This window comes from Oligoflexus sp. (assembly GCF_035638955.1).
Lineage (GTDB): Bacteria > Bdellovibrionota_B > Oligoflexia > Oligoflexales > Oligoflexaceae > Oligoflexus.
The window spans coordinates 1-19,853 of the sequence record NZ_DASQYZ010000398.1 but is presented as its reverse complement, the minus strand read 5'-3'; the positions used below and the strand labels follow the sequence as shown (position 1 = coordinate 19,853).

At 51.2% G+C, this 19,853-nt stretch carries 14 protein-coding genes; 4 read left to right on the top strand and 10 right to left on the bottom strand.

The window, feature by feature from the left end:
* Nucleotides 1-180: 180 nt before the first annotated feature.
* Nucleotides 181-573 (bottom strand): RidA family protein, encoded by a 393-nt coding sequence (locus tag VE954_RS34415; RefSeq protein WP_324961613.1) that lies wholly within the window; start codon nt 571-573, stop codon nt 181-183.
* Between the two features lie 131 nt (nt 574-704).
* A complete protein-coding gene (locus VE954_RS34410) occupies nt 705-2,810 on the bottom strand; it encodes a PAS domain S-box protein (protein WP_324961612.1) in 2,106 nt (701 codons plus the stop codon).
* Nucleotides 2,811-3,074: 264 nt separating this feature from the next.
* On the opposite strand from VE954_RS34410, the gene VE954_RS34405 reads away from it, so the two are divergent.
* Nucleotides 3,075-3,554, top strand: a complete 480-nt coding sequence (locus VE954_RS34405) for an SRPBCC family protein (RefSeq protein WP_324961610.1) — start codon at nt 3,075-3,077, stop codon at nt 3,552-3,554.
* A gap of 97 nt (nt 3,555-3,651) precedes the next feature.
* Nucleotides 3,652-5,733, top strand: a complete 2,082-nt coding sequence (locus tag VE954_RS34400; RefSeq protein ID WP_324961608.1) for a beta-propeller domain-containing protein — start codon at nt 3,652-3,654, stop codon at nt 5,731-5,733.
* A gap of 59 nt (nt 5,734-5,792) precedes the next feature.
* Here the strand turns inward: VE954_RS34400 and VE954_RS34395 are convergent, their stop codons facing one another.
* The 3 genes from VE954_RS34395 to VE954_RS34385 form a co-directional block, all read right to left on the bottom strand.
* Nucleotides 5,793-6,362: a BON domain-containing protein gene (locus VE954_RS34395; RefSeq protein WP_324961606.1), complete on the bottom strand. Its 570-nt coding sequence runs from the start codon at nt 6,360-6,362 to the stop codon at nt 5,793-5,795.
* 209 nt (nt 6,363-6,571) lie between these two features.
* Nucleotides 6,572-7,042, bottom strand: a complete 471-nt coding sequence (locus VE954_RS34390) for a hypothetical protein (RefSeq protein ID WP_324961604.1) — start codon at nt 7,040-7,042, stop codon at nt 6,572-6,574.
* Between the two features lie 16 nt (nt 7,043-7,058).
* Nucleotides 7,059-7,301: a hypothetical protein gene (locus VE954_RS34385; protein WP_324961602.1), complete on the bottom strand. Its 243-nt coding sequence runs from the start codon at nt 7,299-7,301 to the stop codon at nt 7,059-7,061.
* A gap of 531 nt (nt 7,302-7,832) precedes the next feature.
* Here VE954_RS34385 and VE954_RS34380 point away from each other — a divergent pair.
* Nucleotides 7,833-8,570 (top strand): hypothetical protein, encoded by a 738-nt coding sequence (locus VE954_RS34380; RefSeq protein ID WP_324961600.1) that lies wholly within the window; start codon nt 7,833-7,835, stop codon nt 8,568-8,570.
* Entirely contained in the window at nt 8,567-8,983 is a 417-nt protein-coding gene (locus VE954_RS34375; RefSeq protein WP_324961598.1) for a hypothetical protein, read from the top strand. Before VE954_RS34380 ends, VE954_RS34375 begins: the two co-directional genes overlap by 4 nt.
* Nucleotides 8,984-9,017: 34 nt before the next feature.
* Here the strand turns inward: VE954_RS34375 and VE954_RS34370 are convergent, their stop codons facing one another.
* The 5 genes from VE954_RS34370 to VE954_RS34350 all read right to left on the bottom strand — a co-directional run bounded on the left by VE954_RS34370 (nt 9,018) and on the right by VE954_RS34350 (nt 19,788).
* Nucleotides 9,018-9,998, bottom strand: a complete 981-nt coding sequence (locus tag VE954_RS34370; protein WP_324961596.1) for a hypothetical protein — start codon at nt 9,996-9,998, stop codon at nt 9,018-9,020.
* 32 nt (nt 9,999-10,030) lie between these two features.
* On the bottom strand, nt 10,031-14,011 hold the full coding sequence (locus tag VE954_RS34365) for a response regulator (protein ID WP_324961594.1): 3,981 nt from the start codon (nt 14,009-14,011) through the stop codon (nt 10,031-10,033).
* A gap of 4 nt (nt 14,012-14,015) precedes the next feature.
* Nucleotides 14,016-17,423, bottom strand: coding sequence for an ATP-binding protein (locus VE954_RS34360; RefSeq protein WP_324961592.1), 3,408 nt, complete (start codon nt 17,421-17,423; stop codon nt 14,016-14,018).
* Between the two features lie 217 nt (nt 17,424-17,640).
* Nucleotides 17,641-18,543 (bottom strand): hypothetical protein, encoded by a 903-nt coding sequence (locus VE954_RS34355; protein WP_324961590.1) that lies wholly within the window; start codon nt 18,541-18,543, stop codon nt 17,641-17,643.
* A 180-nt stretch (nt 18,544-18,723) separates the two neighbouring features.
* Nucleotides 18,724-19,788 (bottom strand): SMP-30/gluconolactonase/LRE family protein, encoded by a 1,065-nt coding sequence (locus tag VE954_RS34350; RefSeq protein ID WP_324961588.1) that lies wholly within the window; start codon nt 19,786-19,788, stop codon nt 18,724-18,726.
* Nucleotides 19,789-19,853: the final 65 nt, after the last annotated feature.

Sequence of the window (19,853 nt, the reverse complement as noted above, 5' to 3'; positions counted from 1 at the left end):
CCAACATACCCTCCAGCCAAACAAATGTATGAATGCCATAAGCATTTGGCAAGAGGAAAACAAAGAATCTCCGATGATGGGAGATAGCCAGGTCCTCTGACCTCCAGCCAAAGCTTTCTGCTTCCTCGTCGACTCGGGAAACCCTATGGCTGGAGTACGCCGGACGTTTGATCGATAAAATTAGGGGTTGGCCAGGATCGCATCCACTTCCACTTCGATCATCATGTCGGGATCCACCAAAGCACCGATCCCCAGCATGGCCGTCGTCGGCGGGAATTCGCCGAAGAATTCCTGATGGGCGCGACCGTATTCCTCCCAGCGGGAAACGTCTGTTACAAACATGCGCGTGCGAACCACAGCGGATAAAGGGCAATCCAGCTTGGCCAAGGATTCCTGAACGATCTCAAAACAGCGCCGCGCCTGTTGATACGCATCACCTGGGGCTACGACGCTACCATCGGTTCCCACGGGCGCAGTTCCGCTGACAAAAACATGGTTTCCGGTTCGCAAGGCCCGACAGTAGCCGACTTTTTTTTCCCAAATTGCGCCTGAACTGACGCGTTGCATACTCATGGCTTGGCTCCTCGATAGGTTGGAGTTCAAGGCTAGGCTAAATGACCCCAAGAGAGCCGACAAGAGGTATCGCAGGCTACCCATCGGAAGCCTGCGTTTTTGAAGGATTCATCAGAAGTGAAAAAGAGGAACTAACTCGGCTTTGAGGATTTGCCACCATTCAAAATCGACAGGCTTTTCAGCAAGGCCTGCTTGTCGAGCGGTTTGGTCAGGTGAGCTGTAAATCCGGACCGCATCACGCGCTCGCGATCGTCCTGCATGGCATGAGCCGTGACCGCCACGATGGGTTTGCAATACCCTCGCTTACGGAGCTCGAGAGTGGCTTCATAACCGTCCATGACCGGCATCTGAAGGTCCATGAGGATAACATCATAATCGCCCTTCAGAGCTTTCTCGAGGCCTTCACTGCCGTTTTCCGCGCAATCGACCTCGGCCCCAAATTTTTTCAGCATACTGCTGATCAACACGCGGTTGTCAGGCATGTCCTCCACCAGCAGGATCCTGGCCTTATGCAGATCTTCGCCCTGGCTGCTGGACGGTTTGCCCTCGGCGGGCGCCGTGTCATGGCTGGAATTTTGAAACAGCACCTTACGCTTCGGCGTCTGACCTGCATCCACAGTGATGGTAAACGTGCTGCCTTGACCTGGAGTGGAGTCCGTCAACACCACGTCGCCACCCAATGCCTGAGCCAATTGTCGCGACAACACCAGACCCAGACCACTGCCACCGAACTTCCGGGTCAGCGAGGCATCCACCTGGACAAAGGGCTCAAAAAGATTTTTTGCATGTTCCGGGTCAATCCCTGGACCGGTATCGGTCACATCGATCGCAAGCTGCGCCGAACCACGTAACTGCGTCACGGTTTTCAACGTGATCGCTATGCTACCCTTGGTCGTGAATTTAATCGCATTGCCGACGATATTAAAAATAATCTGCTTGAGGCGCACCGGATCCGTTTCAAGGGTGCGAGGCACTGAACCTTCCGCTTCCACCATGAAATTCAGTCCTTTTTCATCAGCTTTAAGACTGAGAAAGGCCACCGTTTCGTTCAGGAAATCGTCGAGATCGACGGTGGTTTTTTCCAACTGGAATTTGCCTGATTCGACTTTGGAAAGATCCAGGATATCGTTGATAATGGTCAGCAGAAGATTGCTGTTCCGTTTCAACGTCTGCAGATAGAGTTCACGCTCGTCTTCATCCAGGTCGGGCTGCAAAAGCAACTCGGAGAATCCCAGCACAGCGCCGAGGGGCGTGCGAATTTCATGGCTCATGTTAGCAAGAAAGGCACTTTTCGCCAGGTTCGACGCTTGCGCCGCTTCCTTGGCTCGCAGCAACTCGTCTTCCACTTTTCTCCGCTCTTCAATCTCTTTCTGCAGCCGATCGATGGCGCTCAGAAGTTCGGAGGTCCTTTGGGCAACCCGCTTCTCCAGTTCGTCATGGGCGTTTTTAAGAGAATCTTCGGCCTTTCTGCGCTCCGTCACATCATGCGTGACTTTGGCAAAACCTCGCAGATTCGCCTCCCCATCATAAAGGGACGTTAATGTCACGTGCGCCCAATACGTGGTTCCATCCTTCCGTTTCCGGATGCCTTCTTCTTCGTAGCGGCCGCTGATCCTGGCCTCATCCAACTCACGCTGCGGATAACCTGCTGCCAATGCATCTTCGGTATAAAAAATAGAAAGGGGCTGCCCGATGGCTTCTGTACTCGTATAACCATTCAGACGATGGGCCCCGGAGTTCCAACTCATGATAGAGCCATCGATATCGACCATGAAGATGGCGTAATCCTTCACGGCTTCAACCAGAAGCCGCAGACGCTCTTCACTCTCGCGGAGTTTCTGCTCGTTGATTTTATTTTCGGTGATATCGCGGGTGATCTTGGAAAAGCCGGTGACAACCCCCGCTTTATTGCGAAGAGCTGTGATGGTCACCGCGGCCCAGAACTCCGTACCATCTTTACGAACGCGTCGCCCTTCTTCTTCATAACGACCTTCGCGCGTTGCTATCTCCAGCACATGCTGGGGATGATTGCGGGCCAATGAATCCGCAGGATAAAAAACGGAGAAATGTTTTCCAACAACCTCGTCCGTCGTGTAACCCTTGATTCGTTTGGCTCCTACGTTCCAAGTCATAATGTGGCCAGACAGGTCCAACAGGAAAATCGCGTAGTCCTTGACTGCGTCAACAAACAAGGTAAATCGTTCTTCACTGTCTATTTCTGGTTTATGACTCATCATGTCTCAGTTCTTTCTTTTTGAGGCCAACCCGCCACTTCAGATAGACCATTCTTTACCCGATTCAGCTAAGAAATTTAAGCCGATTATCAAATCTTCTTAACACTTGTTCCAAATAATAAGCCATTATAACGCGGTAGCGCGCTGCGGAGCAAGACCCCGAAATTGGGATAAAACAAACGGACGAAAATCCGCCGTTCAGGTTCTATACCTACTCTATTTGGGAATGTTAGTATCCGCCTAAACGCCTAAGAAAGGAGTTTCGGCATGATTCACGACCCCTTCGACAGACCGACCGCTAAATCTGGAATGCTCATCCGCAAACCCGTTGCTGACGTGTTCGAGGCTTTCATCAATCCTGACGTGACAACCCGCTTTTGGTTTACCCACAGTTCGGGGCGCTTGGAGGCTGGACAACACCGTGAATGGCGCTGGGACATGTATGACGTCAAGGTTCCTGTATGGGTCAAGCTCATCGATCCCCATCGGAAAATTGTGATCGAATGGGGTGAAGGTCAGGAGAAGACAACTGCAGAATGGACGTTTAAAACTCTCGCCCAAGGCACCTACGTGGAAATCATCAATTATGGTTTTCAGGGCACGCCCGATGAAATTATGAATCAGGTGGCTGACTCGACCGGTGGATTCCATTTGGTGCTGGCAGGCCTTAAGGCTTATCTCGAGCATAATATCCGGCTGAACCTTATCGCGGATCGTTTTCCGGCAGGACTTCAGGAAGGCCAATAGTCGCCTTATGAAATGTCGATTGAATCCTTGCCCAGGAAGCGTATGACAACTGCATGAAGGCAGAATTAAACAGCTCTCAATCACAAGGAGCACCTTTATGCACTTAACACATTTTTTCATAAGATTCAGTCTAGCGACTCTGTTATGCGCGCCCGTCTTGCTGCATGGAAATACGAGTGCAGCCCCATCGTCTCAGGAAGCCTTGGAACAAGCTCTCCAGCGAAAACCGGCTGAATACAGTGGCATGAGTTTTTACTCCAGCTGTGCCGCCTTGCGAGACGATCTTAAGACCAGTTTCGATGAGATGTGGCTGCAAGAAAAAGCCTGGATTTCTGCAGCGATCGGCATGGATCGACCTATCTATGGCGTCGGCAAGGAACTCGAAGAGGCCAGCCCTGCTGCCAGCGATGAGGGCGGTACGGATGCCGGTGTTGATGGAGCCACCAACGTCCAGGAACGCGGCGTGGATGAAGCCGACCGTTTTCGTGTGGGGGATGGGCAGATCTTTGCTTTGAGTTCCGATGAGTATGTGCAGATCCTCGATCGTGTGACCCAGGAACGCATGGGTCGACTCTATCTTCCTGGATTGAGCCAGACTCAACTGCTCACGGCAAAAGATCGGTTGGTTGTGCTGGGGCAGATGGCGGCCAAGCCTGGCCAGGATATGACTGTCGTTCGCATTTATGCGACGGCGCCGCGTTCACTCCCTGTTCTTCTTCGGGAGCAACGCTTCCTGGGAGGATTCTTTACGACCCGCCTTATCGGTGATCAGCTGCTGCTGGTCGTCAGGGATGCCATACCTGAACTTCGTGTTCCGGTCCCCTTCTCTGAATTCCAATCAGAATCGTGGTTTCCGAATGCTGAAAAACGCCGCAAACTCTATGAAATGCGGGATCGCCTGCAACGCCGTATTTTACCGCCAATCCGCAATGGGCAGCTGCAAGGCATTGCCTGTCAACGTTATGTGCAGCGTCCTGTACGTGATTGGGATCTGCAGCTGACCAAAACGTATCTCATCAATATTCGTCAGCAGCAGGCCATACCCGGAGGCGTTCCCGATTCCATCGGTATGGTGGGATCTACGGATGAGCTTTATGTCACCAGCCGTAACCTTTATATCCTGAAACAGCAGATTCAGTGGTTCTCGCCGGTATGGTGGGGCAAGCCGGTGAATATCGTGATGCCTGAACCACAGGATGAACGGCTTCGGATGCAGCAGATCAGTCTTCAAAACGGGTTCCTGCAACCAGCTGCCGCGGGACAGGTGCGCGGCCGCATCAAAGACCGCTGGTCCCTTCGGGAAATCAAGGACGGTCGATATCTTGCCGTGGCCACGACCACTGGATTTCTAGGTGGATTCGGCGGTGAACCGGCTTTGAATCACCTCTTTATAGTGGCCGCCGACGGCCAGGGGCGATTGGCCACACGGGCCTCAGTGGAAAATTTCGCCCCTAAAGAGGACATCCGTTCCGTGCGTTATATCGGAGACTATGCTTACATAGTTACCTTTGAAAAGACCGACCCTCTCTTTGCCTTTGACCTGAGTGATCCTGAACATCCCCGGCTATTGAGTGAACTTAAGGTGCCGGGATTTTCCACCTATATGCATCCGTTGGGTGACGGACGCTTGATTGGCGTCGGCTTTGATACTGTCGATCAAGGGGATTTCGCACTCTTTCAAGGGGTCAAGATTTCGCTCTTTGGCATTGCCGATCCCACCGAAATCAATGAACTCCAGGCGCCGCTCATTTATGGCATCCGCGGTTCCAGCTCGGAAGTGGCCACTGATCCCAAGGCCTTTTTCTATGATTCGAAGGCCGGCTTGATTGGGATTCCTGTGATCGCTTTACGCCCATCTGGAGAATGGGGCACACAGCGTGACTTCAGTGGAGCACTTCTGCTTCAGCTCAAGGGGAATCATATGGTCGAATCCGCCCGCATCTCCCATGTGGAATGGGTGGATGCGGAATGTCGCGCCGAACTCGATGTCTGGCGCTGGTGGCAGGACAGCCGTCCGTCCATGGATATCAATCGAATCTATCGACTGGGCGATCAACTTGTGACACTGTCGCGTTGGGGATTAAAATCCTATCGAACAGGACAATGGGATGAGCCCACCGTTCGAGTGAGTTTCCCTGATGAGGAAACATCCTGCGCTACGAACGGTTACTATTATTGATATTCATGGACAACAACTGGCAGGCGTCGCCAGCTTAAGCTTAAGCTTAAGCTTAAGGCTTAAGCGCGACGCGTGCCACGCCCCCTCAACAGCGAGCGCGTCGATGCTGCCAAAATCAAACCGGCAGAACCCATAGCCAGGCGACGGGCTGGAGTCCATTTTTTACGGCCTATTGATGATTGCAGCTCGGGAATATCCGAAGTTTCATGAATTTCAAGTTCGTTACGTACGCTTTTCACGCCAGGAACGCGACTGATGGCGCGGATCACGGCATCCAATTCGGAACCCAAAATGGGACCTTGTAGAGTCACGATACCGTCTTCAGCGGTGATGCCCACAGCTTTGGCCCGGAACATATGATGACCGAGTTTAGCGGCCACACGACGGACCAGGAGATCGTCATCCACATTGGTTTCCAGGAGTCGGGCTCGCATTTCTTCCACCATGCCCCGTGAACGATTGGTCAGATCGCGGCTGGCCACATCCCAAAAGTCCTGCGCCTCGCGAACAGTCCGATTCGCCCGCTCACGAACCATGGCCCGGCGGCGGTTCCCACTGACGGGATCATACAAATAGGCGAGAGCGGCACCGATTCCGGCAGTCGTTAATACCGATAGCAATGATTTCATAAGTTGCCTCCTTGGTAAAAAATACCTCCGGCGATGACTTGCAATCTCTGATCCAGAGATTGCTGACGCCGGCGCAAAGGCGAATATCTTTCCAAGGCTATGCATGTCGACAGGTCGCTGTCACACAAAACCTGCAGGGCTTGCTGTCGTTTCAGGGGAAGGTGGAGGATAGGTCGGACCCTGCGGCCCGACCCCAGCCTAGTGACGGTTCAGGAACTCTTGGCGTGCGAATGGAGGGCATCCAGCACATCCATCTCGCAGGCATTCAGATATTCCCAACCCGTGGACTGTTTGAAAGTTCTCCAAATGCGGACCTTGGAAATCGTATGAAAGGAACGCATACGCACGGTCTTGATCATGGCGCGTGACTGGCGAACGAAAATCGAAAAATCTTCCAGGCAATATTTCTGCTCATGGCTGAGATCCAGAATCATATAGAGGACTTTATCAGGCTGATCGTTGTCTTCGGTTTTCTGATAGATCGCCGCGATAAAGCTGCCATCCTCTTCTTTTTTGAAGGAAACAGGCAGGTGGTCAGCCGCTTCGATATCCAAAGCTCGTTCATAGAGATCACAGGGCGCGAGGCGATAGTCAGAAAATTCCGATTTCCACAGGACTTTGACGGCCGGTCCATCCTTGGACACAGCAAAAAGCCGAGGTTTTCTAGATTCCAACATCATGGGCCTTCCCCTCCTCTCAACCAGCTTGTTTGAGAGCTGCTATAAAGCGTGTGCAGCTGTAGTGAAAAGTACCGGGTTGATACCCTTCGCAGTATTCACTCGCGACGCGGGCATTGATCGTGTAGAGCCGAACCGGTCGGCCATTGACCGAACTGAAGGAACCCAGCAGCTGATTTCGCATGACCTTGTAACCATTCTCGCACTTCACGATGGCAAATCCTTCCTTGGATAACTCTTTGAGCAAAGTCTTAATACTCATGACAACACCTCCTCAATGCAAGACTTCCTGTCTTACAGCTGTTAATAAAATAACTTGTTCATCAGGAGAAGTGAATCGCGGGCAAAAAGCCCGCGACCCGAGAAGTGGTTTAAACCGGAAATCAGCAAAGACACGATCAGGACTACGTCTTCCGATGCGCGGAAAACTTTGCTTCATAATCAAACTAATAATCTTGAAATAACAGTGCGTGCCATATATGAGCAAGTTGTTCTGAGATAGACCCTCAAATATTTTTTAAATTTGAAAGATTAAAACGTGGGCAAATGCCCCTTTACAAGACGCAAACCCTTTCTGCGCAGAAGATTGGTCGGTTCATGAATTAAAAACTGAGCGTTCCTAACCCGCCTAATGTGCTGCTTAATTTTTAATTTTAAAAATCGATCCACCCTGTCGCAACCTAGGCGAGTGGCGATGTATTATTCTTCACGGTGAGCGAGAGAATGTTGACATCCTGATGACCCCCCACTATCGTGATTTAAAAGTCATGATGGAAATTCAAGGGAGTGGTCAATGGTGCATCCAGTCTGCATTCACCTGCGCGAGCGAGTGAAAGCTGTGTTAAGCCAAAGTGGTGAAAGCATTCGCTGGCTGTCGAAGCAAACGAATGTCGATTATCAAAAACTTTATCGGCTTGAATCGGGTGACCTGCGTTCGCTTTCATTTTTCGATGCGCGACGGATTGCGCGCTTCGTAGAACCAGATCGGTTTAAGCAGATTCTGGAAGAGTATTTTCCTGAGGAAGTTCGCGATCTCACCGATTCTGGCTTCACCCAGCAGGACCTGGACGATCGCATGGAAGCCCTGGAGTTTCTGATTTCGTCCGAACTGCGCTATCAGGTTTATCTGTTTGCCTCGGAAACCCCGGGTGCAAATCGTGACAAGGTGGTTTTGGAATATGGTCGCAACGGTTTGAAAACACTGGATGAACTTCTGGCCAAGCAGGCACTCAAGATGAATGCTGACGGCACATTTCAAGGTACACTCAATATCGTGGTCAACGCTCCGGACTTTCTTATCAAAAAGATGGCGCATCTGCATGTGGATATGATTGATCTCGTGGATGCTGGATCCCTCATGCGAAGTTTCCACCGAGGGGTGAACAAGGAAGGCTTGCGAAAAGCTTATAATACCATCGCACAAGCTTCACATGAACTCTGTTCCATCCTTGAAAACCCGGACTATAGCGGTCCTGATTTGATGATTTTTAACCTTGCCTGTGGCATCGTTGGGGAGAAGGGTCACTCATGAAAATAGTTCAGTTTCTTAGCACAACAACCATTCTAGCACTGTCCATGACATCGGTTGTCCTGGCCGGCGGCCTCGCCGGCGGCGGCGGTCCTCCCAGTCGAGAGCTTCTGGAGGAAATGCTGCGAACGCAAGGCGGACGAGCGGCGCTCTTTGTTTGGGATGAACAAACATATGGCCTGGGTGTGGATAAGTCTCTGGTTTCCGCTATGACACTGACGACAACTGCCCTTTCTGGCGACACGGTGGCCCTTGCACCGAACGATTATCAAAAAGTGGCTATCAAACAGTATCCGGTGAATGCGATCAACCGCGACGGCATCACAAGGTCCTATCGCGTCTATGACGGATTGGAGCAAAATACCCTGCTGCTCATCGATCGACGTCTGCTCATGCGATCAGGAAAACGTCTCTAAACGTCACTTTATAGCGGCCGTCTCGGCCGCTTGTTTATCTTTGCAGACGAAAGCTTCCCACCCGTTCCACTTTTCCAACCTGAACTTCATCATAGTAATTGCCAATGATGATCTCCTGACGTTCCAGGATATACATCTGCAGATAACGGGTCTCGGTTATCCGCACGATCAAGGCCTTGGACGAGCTGACCGGTTTCACGATCGCACGCACGTCGCCGTTGCCACTCATCGTGGAGGGATTCCCTTTATCGTCGACGATACGCACGATAAATTGTCCGGAAGGGATGCCGTCTTTCGTTTCGCTATTCAAAGTCATCTCCAGATTCCAAGGTTTCCTCTTGGGATCCAAAAAGACGATATCACCAGTGAAGGTGCCTTGCAGGGCTGCGATGCGGGTGTCGGTGGAATTGAATTTCCGAAAGCCCGTGGACTCACTGGCGACATCCTGAATTGCGGTTGACTGCAAAAAGCTCTCGGCTTTGTGGAGATTGAGTTGTCCAAAATCCTTTTCCGCTTGAACCCACGTGGCTCCACTCTTGGTCGCCTGGGCTTCTGGGGTGGGAATTGAACTTTTTTCAGGAGCAGGGGCCGGGACCTGAGACTCGGAGATGGTTTCAGGTGTCGGCTCTGAAGCCGCCGTGCCTTCGGTAGACGTGCCTGCCGCCGAGCGTGCAAACTCGACCTGGTCTTCGGGCACACCTTGCAAAAGGTTGTGAAAGAGCACCATAAAAATCTTGCCTAAAATCTCGCGCGATTTTTGGAACTGCTCTTCCTCTTTGCGAAGTCGCAGGTAGTCTGCCAAATCTACAGAAGCAATGCGAGAAAGCTCCGTCTGGAGGTGGGACCTTTCGCTTTTCGCGCTGTCCAAGGCGGCTTGGAGTTCGGCATTTTGCTGTCGCAGTTGATCCCAATCATCACCCGAACCGGATGACCTGCCCAATCCATAGAGACCTAAGAGAACTCCGGCCACAAAGGCTGGAACGATCCATAACAAATTTTTGGTCAAGGGTTGCATACTCACTTTCCGAAACATAAGGTCGAGTGCCTCTAAGCGGCTTTTTTAATCTCTCTCTTTAAGCGATAGAGCGTGACACTATCGCCGACACCCTTCAGGTTAAAGCTGCCTGCTTTCTCCCAGTTATCATCCCGCAGATAATCGCGAACGACCGCAGTTAACAGCACTTCACCAGGAGCTGCCACCGATTCGACCCGTGACGCGAGATTGACCGTGGGACCGATGACCGTGTAATCCGAACGTCTGGCCCCACCAAACATGCCGACCGTGGCGGGACCGTGGTGAATACCGATGCGCATTTCGAAGCGCGGCAGGCCCTCTTCTTGCCACTTCTGACCTAAAATAGCTAGACCTTCCTGCATGCGGAGGGCGCAGCGGCAGGCTTTTTCGGCCTGTTTTTCTGCGGACATGTCCTCGGGGGCTCCGAAGATGACCATAACCGCGTCACCGATAAATTTATCGATGGTGCCGCCTTCCTCGAAGATGACCTCGGTCATGGCGTCGAAATATTGGTTGAGGACTTCAGAAATACGGCGTGGGCCGAGTTCCTCAGATGTTTTCGTGAACTGACAGAGATCCGCAAAAAGTATGGTGACTGGACTGAGTTTGGCTTCGTTGATGAATTCGCGGTGACCGAGCGCGATTTCGTTGACGAGATGGGGTGGCAGGAAGCGCTTGAGAATATTTTCTGTAATGTCGCGGTTGAGTGCGGCTATCGTTTTCTCGCCTTCCTTCAGTTTCAAGAGGTTTGCGACTGTACTTTGCAGTTCGACTTCATCAAAAGGTTTCGCAAGATAGGCCGAGGCCCCTTCCCGCGCCGCCACGACCTTGCTCACGTCGTCGCCCTTGGCGGTGAGCAGAATGGTAGGGATGCCTGAGAGTTTGGGATCCTTTTGAAGGTCAGCCAACAACTCGGGTCCTGATTTGCGCGGCATCATCCAGTCGGTGATGACGAGGTCAAATGGCTGTTTTTGTAAGAGTTGGAGTGCCTCTTCGCCGTTCCTGGCACCCATTACGCGATAACCATGGCGGCGCAGAATATTCTGAATGAGATCGCGCATATCATCCACGTCGTCCACCACCAGGACCGTTTCATCTCGAGTCGGTACGAATAGAACCTCGGGACTGGGGTTGGTTTCCTGAGGGACTTGAACATCAGCCAGTAGCCAATCTTTGGGTTGATAGTCGGGGCTCAGGCTTTCTTCCAGATCGGATTGAGCCTTAATAGGACTTTGACGAATGGCTTCATCGAGCCGGGTCAGGAGGTCTTGCTTCTGCAAGGGTTTATAAATAACCTGATCAATGCGGGCTTTGTTAATAGCTTTTTCAAGAACATCAGGGCCACTTTCGCCGGTGATCATAATGCGATGACATTCTGGTTGGAGAGCAGCAATTTCCATGAGAAAATCGGTTCCATCGGCAGCAGTCAGATTCGCATCGACCAGCACACAACGGATGTGGTGTGATCGCATGATCTGCCTGGCGCGTTCCAAATCTTTGACCAGCTCGAACGTCTCCACAATATCTGAATCCAGAAGCATCGTGCGGATGCTTTTCAGGATGCTTTCTTCATCATCGATTACAAGCAGGTCGAGGATTTTCGCCGATTGCTGGATCTTGGCTTCGTCCACCATGACTTTCAGCACTGAAAAGAGTTCGGGCGTGAACGGCTTATAGAAAATGCGGTCAATTTTAGCCGTATTGATGGCCTTCTGAACGATGCGGTGGCTTTGGTCCCGGGCCGTAATCAAAATACGTTTGCAGTGAGGCTGCTCCTGAGCCACATAAGCTAACAGCGCCGGGCCATCCTCATCAGACATGACGGCATCTGCCAGCACACAATGCACCCTGAACCGGCTGAGTATGGCTCGGGCTTCCTTCGCAGTGCCCACCACACGGAAGCTTTCACAAATAGGCCTCTGCATCAGCTCGTCTTCCATCTGCTGTCGGACATGGGCGTCTTCATCAATCACCAGCAGGTCCAGTGTATGGCTTTCATCATAGCAAAGCGGCAGATCCACCCAGAAGGTACTGCCCTTGCCTTCTACGCTTTCCACCCCTACACCGCCTTGCATGCGGGTGGCCAGTTCCTTGGCCAGGGCCAGGCCTAGGCCGGTGCCTTCGAATTCTCGTTTTGCGGAATCATCGACTTGAGAGAATACTTTGAAAAGTGCGCCTAACTTAACCCGCGGAATTCCATGGCCGGTATCTGTCACTTGAATTCGAGCCATATGCCCGACAACCGACAAAATAAGGCGGATCTCGCCACCCTGAGGTGTAAATTTCATGGCATTGGAAAGATAGTTGAATACGATTTTCTCCAAGGCATCGATATGGGCATTAACCATGATCCGGTCCATCTGATTGGACATAACATTCAGAAAAAATCCAATACGCCTTTGCTCGCAGGTCGGCTGAACATACTGTGCAATGGAATTCAGAAAAGCGTGAAGGTCCAGCTTCTTAAGTTGAAGGTCCTCCTCACCGGCTGACAACTTTTGGAAATCAAGCAGCTGGTTCACGAGTCGCAGGAGTCGCCGGCTATTTCTGGCAGCAACCTGGACAGGTTTGGAATCCTTGGATTCCTGCTCCGCCTGGGTCAGGGACCCTAGAATAAGTGTCAAAGGCGTACGAAGCTCGTGGGATATGTTTTGGAAAAATCGGGTTTTTTGTTCATCATGTCGCTGCAGCTCCTCGTGGGTCTGGACCAATTCTTTTTTCTGCTCGATTAACTTGTCGCGTTGTATTTCAAGTTTATGAGTCTGAGTTTTAACTTCAACCTGCAGGTTCTCGGACAGATGTTCGGCCTTCTCAAAAGCGCGGGAGAACCGACGTGCAATCATATAGGACTGGAAGAGCACAAAGCCCAACAACCCAAAATGACTCAGACGGGGCAAGTCTATCAATCCCCTGACAGAGACAATGTCAGCAGCGGCACCAGACATCATCAACATTAAACCACTCAGAAAAATGTAGGAGTCGCTGGCTTTCGCGCGGCAAGCGCGCAGCATTGAATAGAACGTGTAAACGATAACGAATACTACTACAAAATGGGTAAAGTTTGCTGAATTTACGAAAATTCGCGCTGGGGTGGCCACAATGAGAACTGCGCAGCCCGCTGCACTTGCTGAGACGAGCACACACACCCAGCGTGCATAGAATTGCTTGAAAGCATTCCAGGTGAACCAAGCAAAAGCAGGCACGGCAAGAACCCAACTTAAATTGAAGATGCGAAGTCTTGTCTCATAGCCTATCTGAGGCATCATGATCAACAAAATGCCAGTTCGCGCTGCAATCAAATGAACGCAAGTCGTCAGACAGAGGAATCCAAACCATAAAGTCGATCGTTCCCTTGTACGCAGCATAAAAAGACAAAAGTTGTAGAGGCTCATAACAATGAGGCCTCCTATGGTAAAAACATCGGCTGATAACGATATCTCTCTTGACGTAGCTAACGAGTCGATCGAGCCAACTCTTATGGGATCTGTAATCCCAGCCATGAAAATCTCATAGTTACTGACCTGGATAATCAGATCAAACGAATCATCTTGCGTGAAAAATGTGTGGAGCTTTCGACCCAACCCTGGCCTGGTTGTCTCCTGGGAAGGCCCGACGGTTCCAAACTGGGCGATTTCTTTGCCTTTCACAAAGATACGCGAGGATGACCAAATAGAGGAAGGAAAGGACAGGCTTAACTCCTGCGGCTTATTCACAAGTACCCGCAAACGATAGGTTGCATACCCAAAGGCCGGAAACTTCTCTTTGGACTGGGTCCATATCATCGGCACGTTCATCCAAACTTGATTGGCTCCGGCATTGTTTATAGTGTCGGGCGTTAAGAGCTTCTGCCAATGGAACTCCCATTCTCCAGACAGAGCCAAGGACTCCGAGACTTGGAGGTCCATGTTCCTTAGGTCAAGGACCCCACCCTGCGCATGGGGACGAAGGCTGTTAGGACTGCAGCTAATCAGAAGCATAAGCAAAAGCAGTTGGAAGCTTCGAAAACTCGTCATGAGTTCACCCTGCCTTTCGGAGCGTGAGCTCAAAAGCAGTGACCCCATCACCGCTGACAGCCTGTAAGTCACCATGATTTTTAACAGCCAGGCGACGCGATACATAAAGTCCTAACCCGCTGCCCTTTTCACCTTTGGTCGTAAACCTTCGCTCAAAGATATGGGGCAAAACATCCGAAGGAATGACAGGTCCCTTATTCACGAACCGAAGTCGTACGGTTTTATGCTCGTGATCTTCGACTCCTGAAATGACGACTAGACGTTCCTGATCAGGGGCCAAGCCCTTCACAGCATCATACGCATTATTCAAGATATTAAGTGCGATCTGCTGCAGATCGGAACTCGAAGCTTGCACATTGTATGCGGCCAATTGGTTTTCCACCTTAATACCGGCGCGGCGAAACCTGGCTTGCAGAAATGTAAGTGACGACGTGATCACCCGATTGATGTCAACGGCACTATCGCCTTTATGATAGCGACCATAATCCAGTACTGCAGTAATCAATTCCTGGGTTCTTTCCGAACTCTGGCTGAGGGCACTCACATGCTGTAACATCGCCAGAAGGCTTTCAAAAGCCCGCCTCTGTTCCAATGGCAAGGCCTGGCAGCATTTCCAAATCGGCACAACAGAATCGTAGTCAACGGGAAGCGCCGAAAGATACATGGCAAGACGCCGATCATAGCGATCGGGTTTTCCAGGGAGCATGGATAACAGCATCTGCTCCCTGCTATTGGTAGCGGTAATATCAGACGCTTCTGCCAAGAGGATTTCAGCGTTTAAGCCGGAAGTTTGCAAGCTCGGGAAAAGTTGAAGCAAGGCTTCCACATGTTCGACCAACGACTTACTGCTATAGGCATCTGCGTGATGAATATTTTTCAATTCATGAGACAGATCACTTAAGAGCTCTCCCATCAAAGCCATTTTTTCCCGGTGTTCCACACCTTCGAGAAGCCGCGTGGATTCAATCCGCACCAGAAGGTTATGAACGCGCAGCAGCAGTTCCCGAGCGATCAGGGGTTTGGCCAGATAATCATCCGCCCCAAGTTCCAGCCCATGAATACGATCTTCTTCGGTCGCACGAGCCGTTAAGAGTATGACCGGAATATTATCCAGTTCCGGGTCCGCCCGCATCGCCTGCAACACGTCCTCACCCGACACTTCAGGCATCATCAGATCGAGCAGCACGAGGTCAGGGTGATGTCCCCTAAGTTTCAGCAAGGCGTCCCGCCCTCCGAAAGCCAGCATAACCTCGTAGCCTTCCATTAACAGAATATCCCGCACCACCTCACAGTTCATCTCGTTGTCATCCACGACCAGCACAAGGTGCCGATGGGCTGGTTCCTGTTTTGATGCGTCCGTTCTTGCAACATCACTGAGCCCAGGCGAAGGCGCGATCCGCGGGCTTTGCGATTTTGCCCAGTCGACAGTAATCTCGCTCTGCTCCGCATGGATCACGGTCTGGGCGGGAATCTTGACTGAGAACGTTGACCCCAGTCCCTCCTGGGATTTGACTTCGATCGTTCCCTTCATGAGACTGACCAGATCCCGGACCATGGCGAGCCCTAGACCAGTCCCCTCATAAGATCGTCGGGCATCACTGTCCACCTGCTGGAATTCCTGAAAGATTTTATCGATGTGATTCGCGGGGATACCAATGCCGGTATCGCTGACGACAATCCTTAAAGTCTGATCGGGTTCCAATTTTAAAAGTAGACCGACCTGGCTGGCTTTATCCACAGCTGTGAACTTAAAGGCGTTACCGATCAGATTGCGGATGATGGTAAACACTTTTTCGTAGTCATGAATCCACAGCGATGCTGCATCAAGACCTTGCGTATCCAATGCGAATTGCACCTGGGGCTTTTTGAGATTAAGGCCTTCCGCAAGGTTTTGACTGTCGCGAACCAGAATTCGCAGGGGAAACTGGGTATTCTTAAGGTCAAGCTTTCCCTGTTTGGATTTTGCCAAATCAAGGATGGTATTAACCTGGAGCTTCAGAGATACGGCCAGGTTTTTGACCTTGACCAACTGCCCGCGAGTCGCATCCGTGAGTTCCCCATATCGACCTTGCTCGATAAGATCCACAAAGCCAATGATACCGTTCAGCGGTGTCCGAAGTTCATGCGAGGTATTATGGAAAAATAAGGTCCTGGCCTTTTCCTTTTCCCTTAAATCTTCATTGAGGGTTCGAATTTCAACTTCACTCCGTCGGACCTTACGCAACATTTCAGCAAAGCGCATGGACAGAATAAACGACTGGCTGAAGGAGAAGAAGAGCATGCCAATCGCTGCAGCTGGAAAGGATGGTAAAAGCCCTTTGTTGATCAGCATTTGGATGACGCTAAAAACTATACTGACGGTGCTTCCGAGAAGGAAAACCAAAGCTCCCAGTTGTTTTTTAAAGGCAGCCCGGGTAGCCATAACCAGGACCGAAAAAAAGGAGAAAAGACCAAGAATCTGAATATACATGCTTATTTCCAGATAGATTCTTGGCGCAGAAAATAGCGTCACCACGAGTGTGGGCACGCTCAACGCTACCATGAATTTGACCACTCCTGTTGGACAAAAATCAGGAAACATGACCTTCATGTACAGCCAAATGATAGGAATCGCACAAAAGAATGCGAGATTGTAAACCTTGAGATAGAGAAAGCGGTCAACGGACGAAAATACGACTCCGGCGATTCCGGGTCCGCCTGCTAAAAGACCACATATGCTGAGGCATAAGCTCGCCAGAAGGAGGGGCCCCCACTCCCTGCGATTGACGGCAAAAAGACCAAGATTATAGATGGCCAGGGTAATGAAGGCAAAAAAGATCCCGGCATTCAGAATGCTTTTCTTCATATAATTCTTGGATACAGTTTCAGGGCTCCCCACCTCATAAATTGAGGCTATGCCGCCCAAGAAGAAATCCTGATTTTCAATATGAAATATCATGTCATAGTCGAGCGAAGGCGCTTCAGAAAGAGTTCTCGCAGCCGGAAAAGGACTCACCAGTTGCCCGTCTACAGTTTGTTCAGTTGCTGACAGCAGGCTTCCATTCACAAAATGCCTGACCGATGTCCAGGCCCACATGTCTGCAATTGCCAACTTAGCGGCGCGGTCACCCTCAATCCGGATCCGATACGTCCCCTTCCCGTAAACTGAAAACCCCGCCTTTTGCCAACCCCCATTCACATCGATATAAACAGGCTTAATGCTCCCATCCCAGTTCGAGGGATTCGGGTCCATAAACCGGTCCCAATAAAACTCAGCCTCACCCTCCAGCGGGATAGGCCCATCCTTCTCAAAATCCCAACCCCGAACGTCGAGCACGCCTTTGATCAGCCTAGGGTATTCCTTGGCTACCACCAGCTGGGGCACCAGAATATTTCCAAGCAGAAAGAATACCAGCAGCTTCCAAACGTTCATGGGGACTCCGTTGCATTCGACGCCATGATTCTGCGGAATCGGTAAAAATCCCGCCAGAATACGCAGTTCGCTACAAAGGGTGTCGCGCATTTGGGTAAGGAACTTGAATTTTTTCTAAAAGGTTATTGGCAGAAGACTATGGGTAAGGAGTAAGCCTCCGCTTTCAATCATTTTGCGGAGGTTCACCCAATTCAGACTTGTTGAGGATGGCTACAATCTACTCCTCGTAAATATAGTCCCTCGATGACGCGAATACGGATTTATCCGCGGACTGCTTCTTGGCCATATCCCCGTTCAGATAAGTCGCATATTCCGTATTATCACCCAGGAAACGCAGACTCCACGCGGCTACAAAACGGCCAATGGACTCGTGCGAACGCCCACCGTTCAGCAAATCAAAATGCGTCACACCACGGAAACGAGCAAAAGCTTTGGGTTGCCCGGTGTTGGTTCGGTTGAACACATTCAGGATTGCCGTCGGTGACGCTACGGTATCTGCAGTACCGGTGATGAAGAGATAAGGAATGGACGAGGTGGGACGCGCAGGCTGATAAGCCGAGAGAGGAATGGCAGCTGCTACCAAATCAGGCGATTGATTCGCCGCGAGGATTGCACCGGCACCACCATAGGAATATCCCGAGACGCCCATGCGTTTGGTGTTAATGCGGCCATACAAAGGACTCGACGGATTGCTTTCTTCCTTCACCAGTGTTGCCAGAGACGCTTTGTGGCCATTGGCCCAAACCTGAGCATTGCCGACCATATTGCTCGTGGGCGTGAAGGCAATCGTAACAATCCCATGGCTCGCCAGGTGCTTGGCCAGCCACGAAAACTGCTCCTTGGTGTTGGTGAATCCGCCGGTGAGCGTGATCGCTGGTAAAAGGTTACCAGCCTCGACACTGGGATAATAGACTATGGCTGATTTATAGCCCGAACCTGCAGCTCGCGGCGTGTAGGTGCGAACGCTATACGCACCAGTCTTTCCCGGGTCCAGAAGATTCAATCGCTCTTCCGCAACATCCTGAGCATAGTCTGAAGACAGAGCCGCTGGCTGCGAGTCGTGACCGGCACCGCACGCAGTCAGAAACATCAGAAACCATAGGATTTCGTACTTCCGCATAAGAGATTCCCCTCAAAAAAGAAAATAAATTTTGGAAACATGGGCTTTGCTGTATCTAGGCAGGAAAGTGAGGAAAGACACATTCACAAAAATTAAAAACACCTGTGTTCCGAGGGGATGGAACATCAGGTGTTATCTGATAATCTAAATTAGCAATGAAGTTTAATTCACAAAAGGTAATCAGTCTTCGATACGAATCACACCAATCGCGTCGCCTGTGAGTGAACCCATGTACAGCTCACCCTTGTACTCTTCAACCGACGTGATGTTACCAATATTCTTGCCCGTCGGGTCATGCAGGGCTTGCAGAACGTTGCCGTTTTCATCATAAGCGACGACCAGGCTATAGGCCTTGGGTTTCGGCAGAAGTTTGGTTGGCAATTTAGCAAGCAGACCTTTAAGCCACGGGTAAGGCTGCAAACCATCAATCAAACGATCACGGACCGAAAAATAAGCAACCCAGATCGTGCCTTCACCGTTGGACGAGATCGTATCGGGAAGACCAGGCAGGTTATCGAGGAAAATTTCACGTTCGCCGGCGCGAGGGCCTTGCAACCAGTAACGGGTCAAGCGGTAGCGTGAGGTTTCCGCGACGATCAGAAAGTCTTCTTCAGCAGACAATGCAATGCCGTTGGCGAAATAAAGATTATCCAGCAGAAGCTCGGTTTCCGCGGTCAGAGGATCGTAGCGGAACAAGCGTCCGTTGGCACGAGCCTCCAGGAAATCGAGCTGATACTTATCCAAAGGATACTTGCGACTGGCTTCGGTGAAGTAGATACGGCCATCGCTGGCCACTTTCACGTCATCCACCAGCCCAAGCTTTTCGCCCTCATAGTCCTGAACCAGGATTGTCACCTTGCCGTCCGCAGTGACCCGCAGCAAGCCGGAATAAGGCTCAGCCACCAGCAGCTGGCCGGCGGCATCAAAGTCCAGACCCAGGGGATGTCCACCCGTGTTCGCGAAAGTTGTGACCTCGCCCTGACGTGAGATCTTTTTGATCGTACCGTCAGCTGTCCCTGTATAAACATAACCATCCGCATCAATCGCAATTTCCTCGGGGCCCTGCAATTGCCCGCCAGCCAGTCGTTCGGCTGATGCCAGTCGCTGGTTCGGCGCATAAGGTCCGACGAGTGCGGGGGCTTTTTCTGGATGAAAGGGTGCAGGATCAATTTTTCTGGCGTGAGCAAGGGGCGCCAGCGTCACAAGCGAAAGTGCAAGTAGGGTTTGGGAGCAAGCAAGTTTCATCGAAAGTCCTCCAGTGAACATGGAGGCAGTTCTAGAACCCTCGCCCCAGCAAGTCAAGGCTTCTC

What these genes read in the sequence shown, in the direction of transcription:
- VE954_RS34415 (WP_324961613.1), bottom strand. Translation starts at nt 573, where the DNA reads ATGAGTATGCAACGCGTCAGTTCAGGCGCAATTTGGGAAAAAAAAGTC.
- VE954_RS34410 (WP_324961612.1), bottom strand. Translation starts at nt 2,810, where the DNA reads ATGATGAGTCATAAACCAGAAATAGACAGTGAAGAACGATTTACCTTG.
- VE954_RS34405 (WP_324961610.1), top strand. Translation starts at nt 3,075, where the DNA reads ATGATTCACGACCCCTTCGACAGACCGACCGCTAAATCTGGAATGCTC.
- VE954_RS34400 (WP_324961608.1), top strand. Translation starts at nt 3,652, where the DNA reads ATGCACTTAACACATTTTTTCATAAGATTCAGTCTAGCGACTCTGTTA.
- VE954_RS34395 (WP_324961606.1), bottom strand. Translation starts at nt 6,362, where the DNA reads ATGAAATCATTGCTATCGGTATTAACGACTGCCGGAATCGGTGCCGCT.
- VE954_RS34390 (WP_324961604.1), bottom strand. Translation starts at nt 7,042, where the DNA reads ATGATGTTGGAATCTAGAAAACCTCGGCTTTTTGCTGTGTCCAAGGAT.
- VE954_RS34385 (WP_324961602.1), bottom strand. Translation starts at nt 7,301, where the DNA reads ATGAGTATTAAGACTTTGCTCAAAGAGTTATCCAAGGAAGGATTTGCC.
- VE954_RS34380 (WP_324961600.1), top strand. Translation starts at nt 7,833, where the DNA reads ATGGTGCATCCAGTCTGCATTCACCTGCGCGAGCGAGTGAAAGCTGTG.
- VE954_RS34375 (WP_324961598.1), top strand. Translation starts at nt 8,567, where the DNA reads ATGAAAATAGTTCAGTTTCTTAGCACAACAACCATTCTAGCACTGTCC.
- VE954_RS34370 (WP_324961596.1), bottom strand. Translation starts at nt 9,998, where the DNA reads ATGCAACCCTTGACCAAAAATTTGTTATGGATCGTTCCAGCCTTTGTG.
- VE954_RS34365 (WP_324961594.1), bottom strand. Translation starts at nt 14,011, where the DNA reads ATGACGAGTTTTCGAAGCTTCCAACTGCTTTTGCTTATGCTTCTGATT.
- VE954_RS34360 (WP_324961592.1), bottom strand. Translation starts at nt 17,423, where the DNA reads ATGAACGTTTGGAAGCTGCTGGTATTCTTTCTGCTTGGAAATATTCTG.
- VE954_RS34355 (WP_324961590.1), bottom strand. Translation starts at nt 18,543, where the DNA reads ATGCGGAAGTACGAAATCCTATGGTTTCTGATGTTTCTGACTGCGTGC.
- VE954_RS34350 (WP_324961588.1), bottom strand. Translation starts at nt 19,788, where the DNA reads ATGAAACTTGCTTGCTCCCAAACCCTACTTGCACTTTCGCTTGTGACG.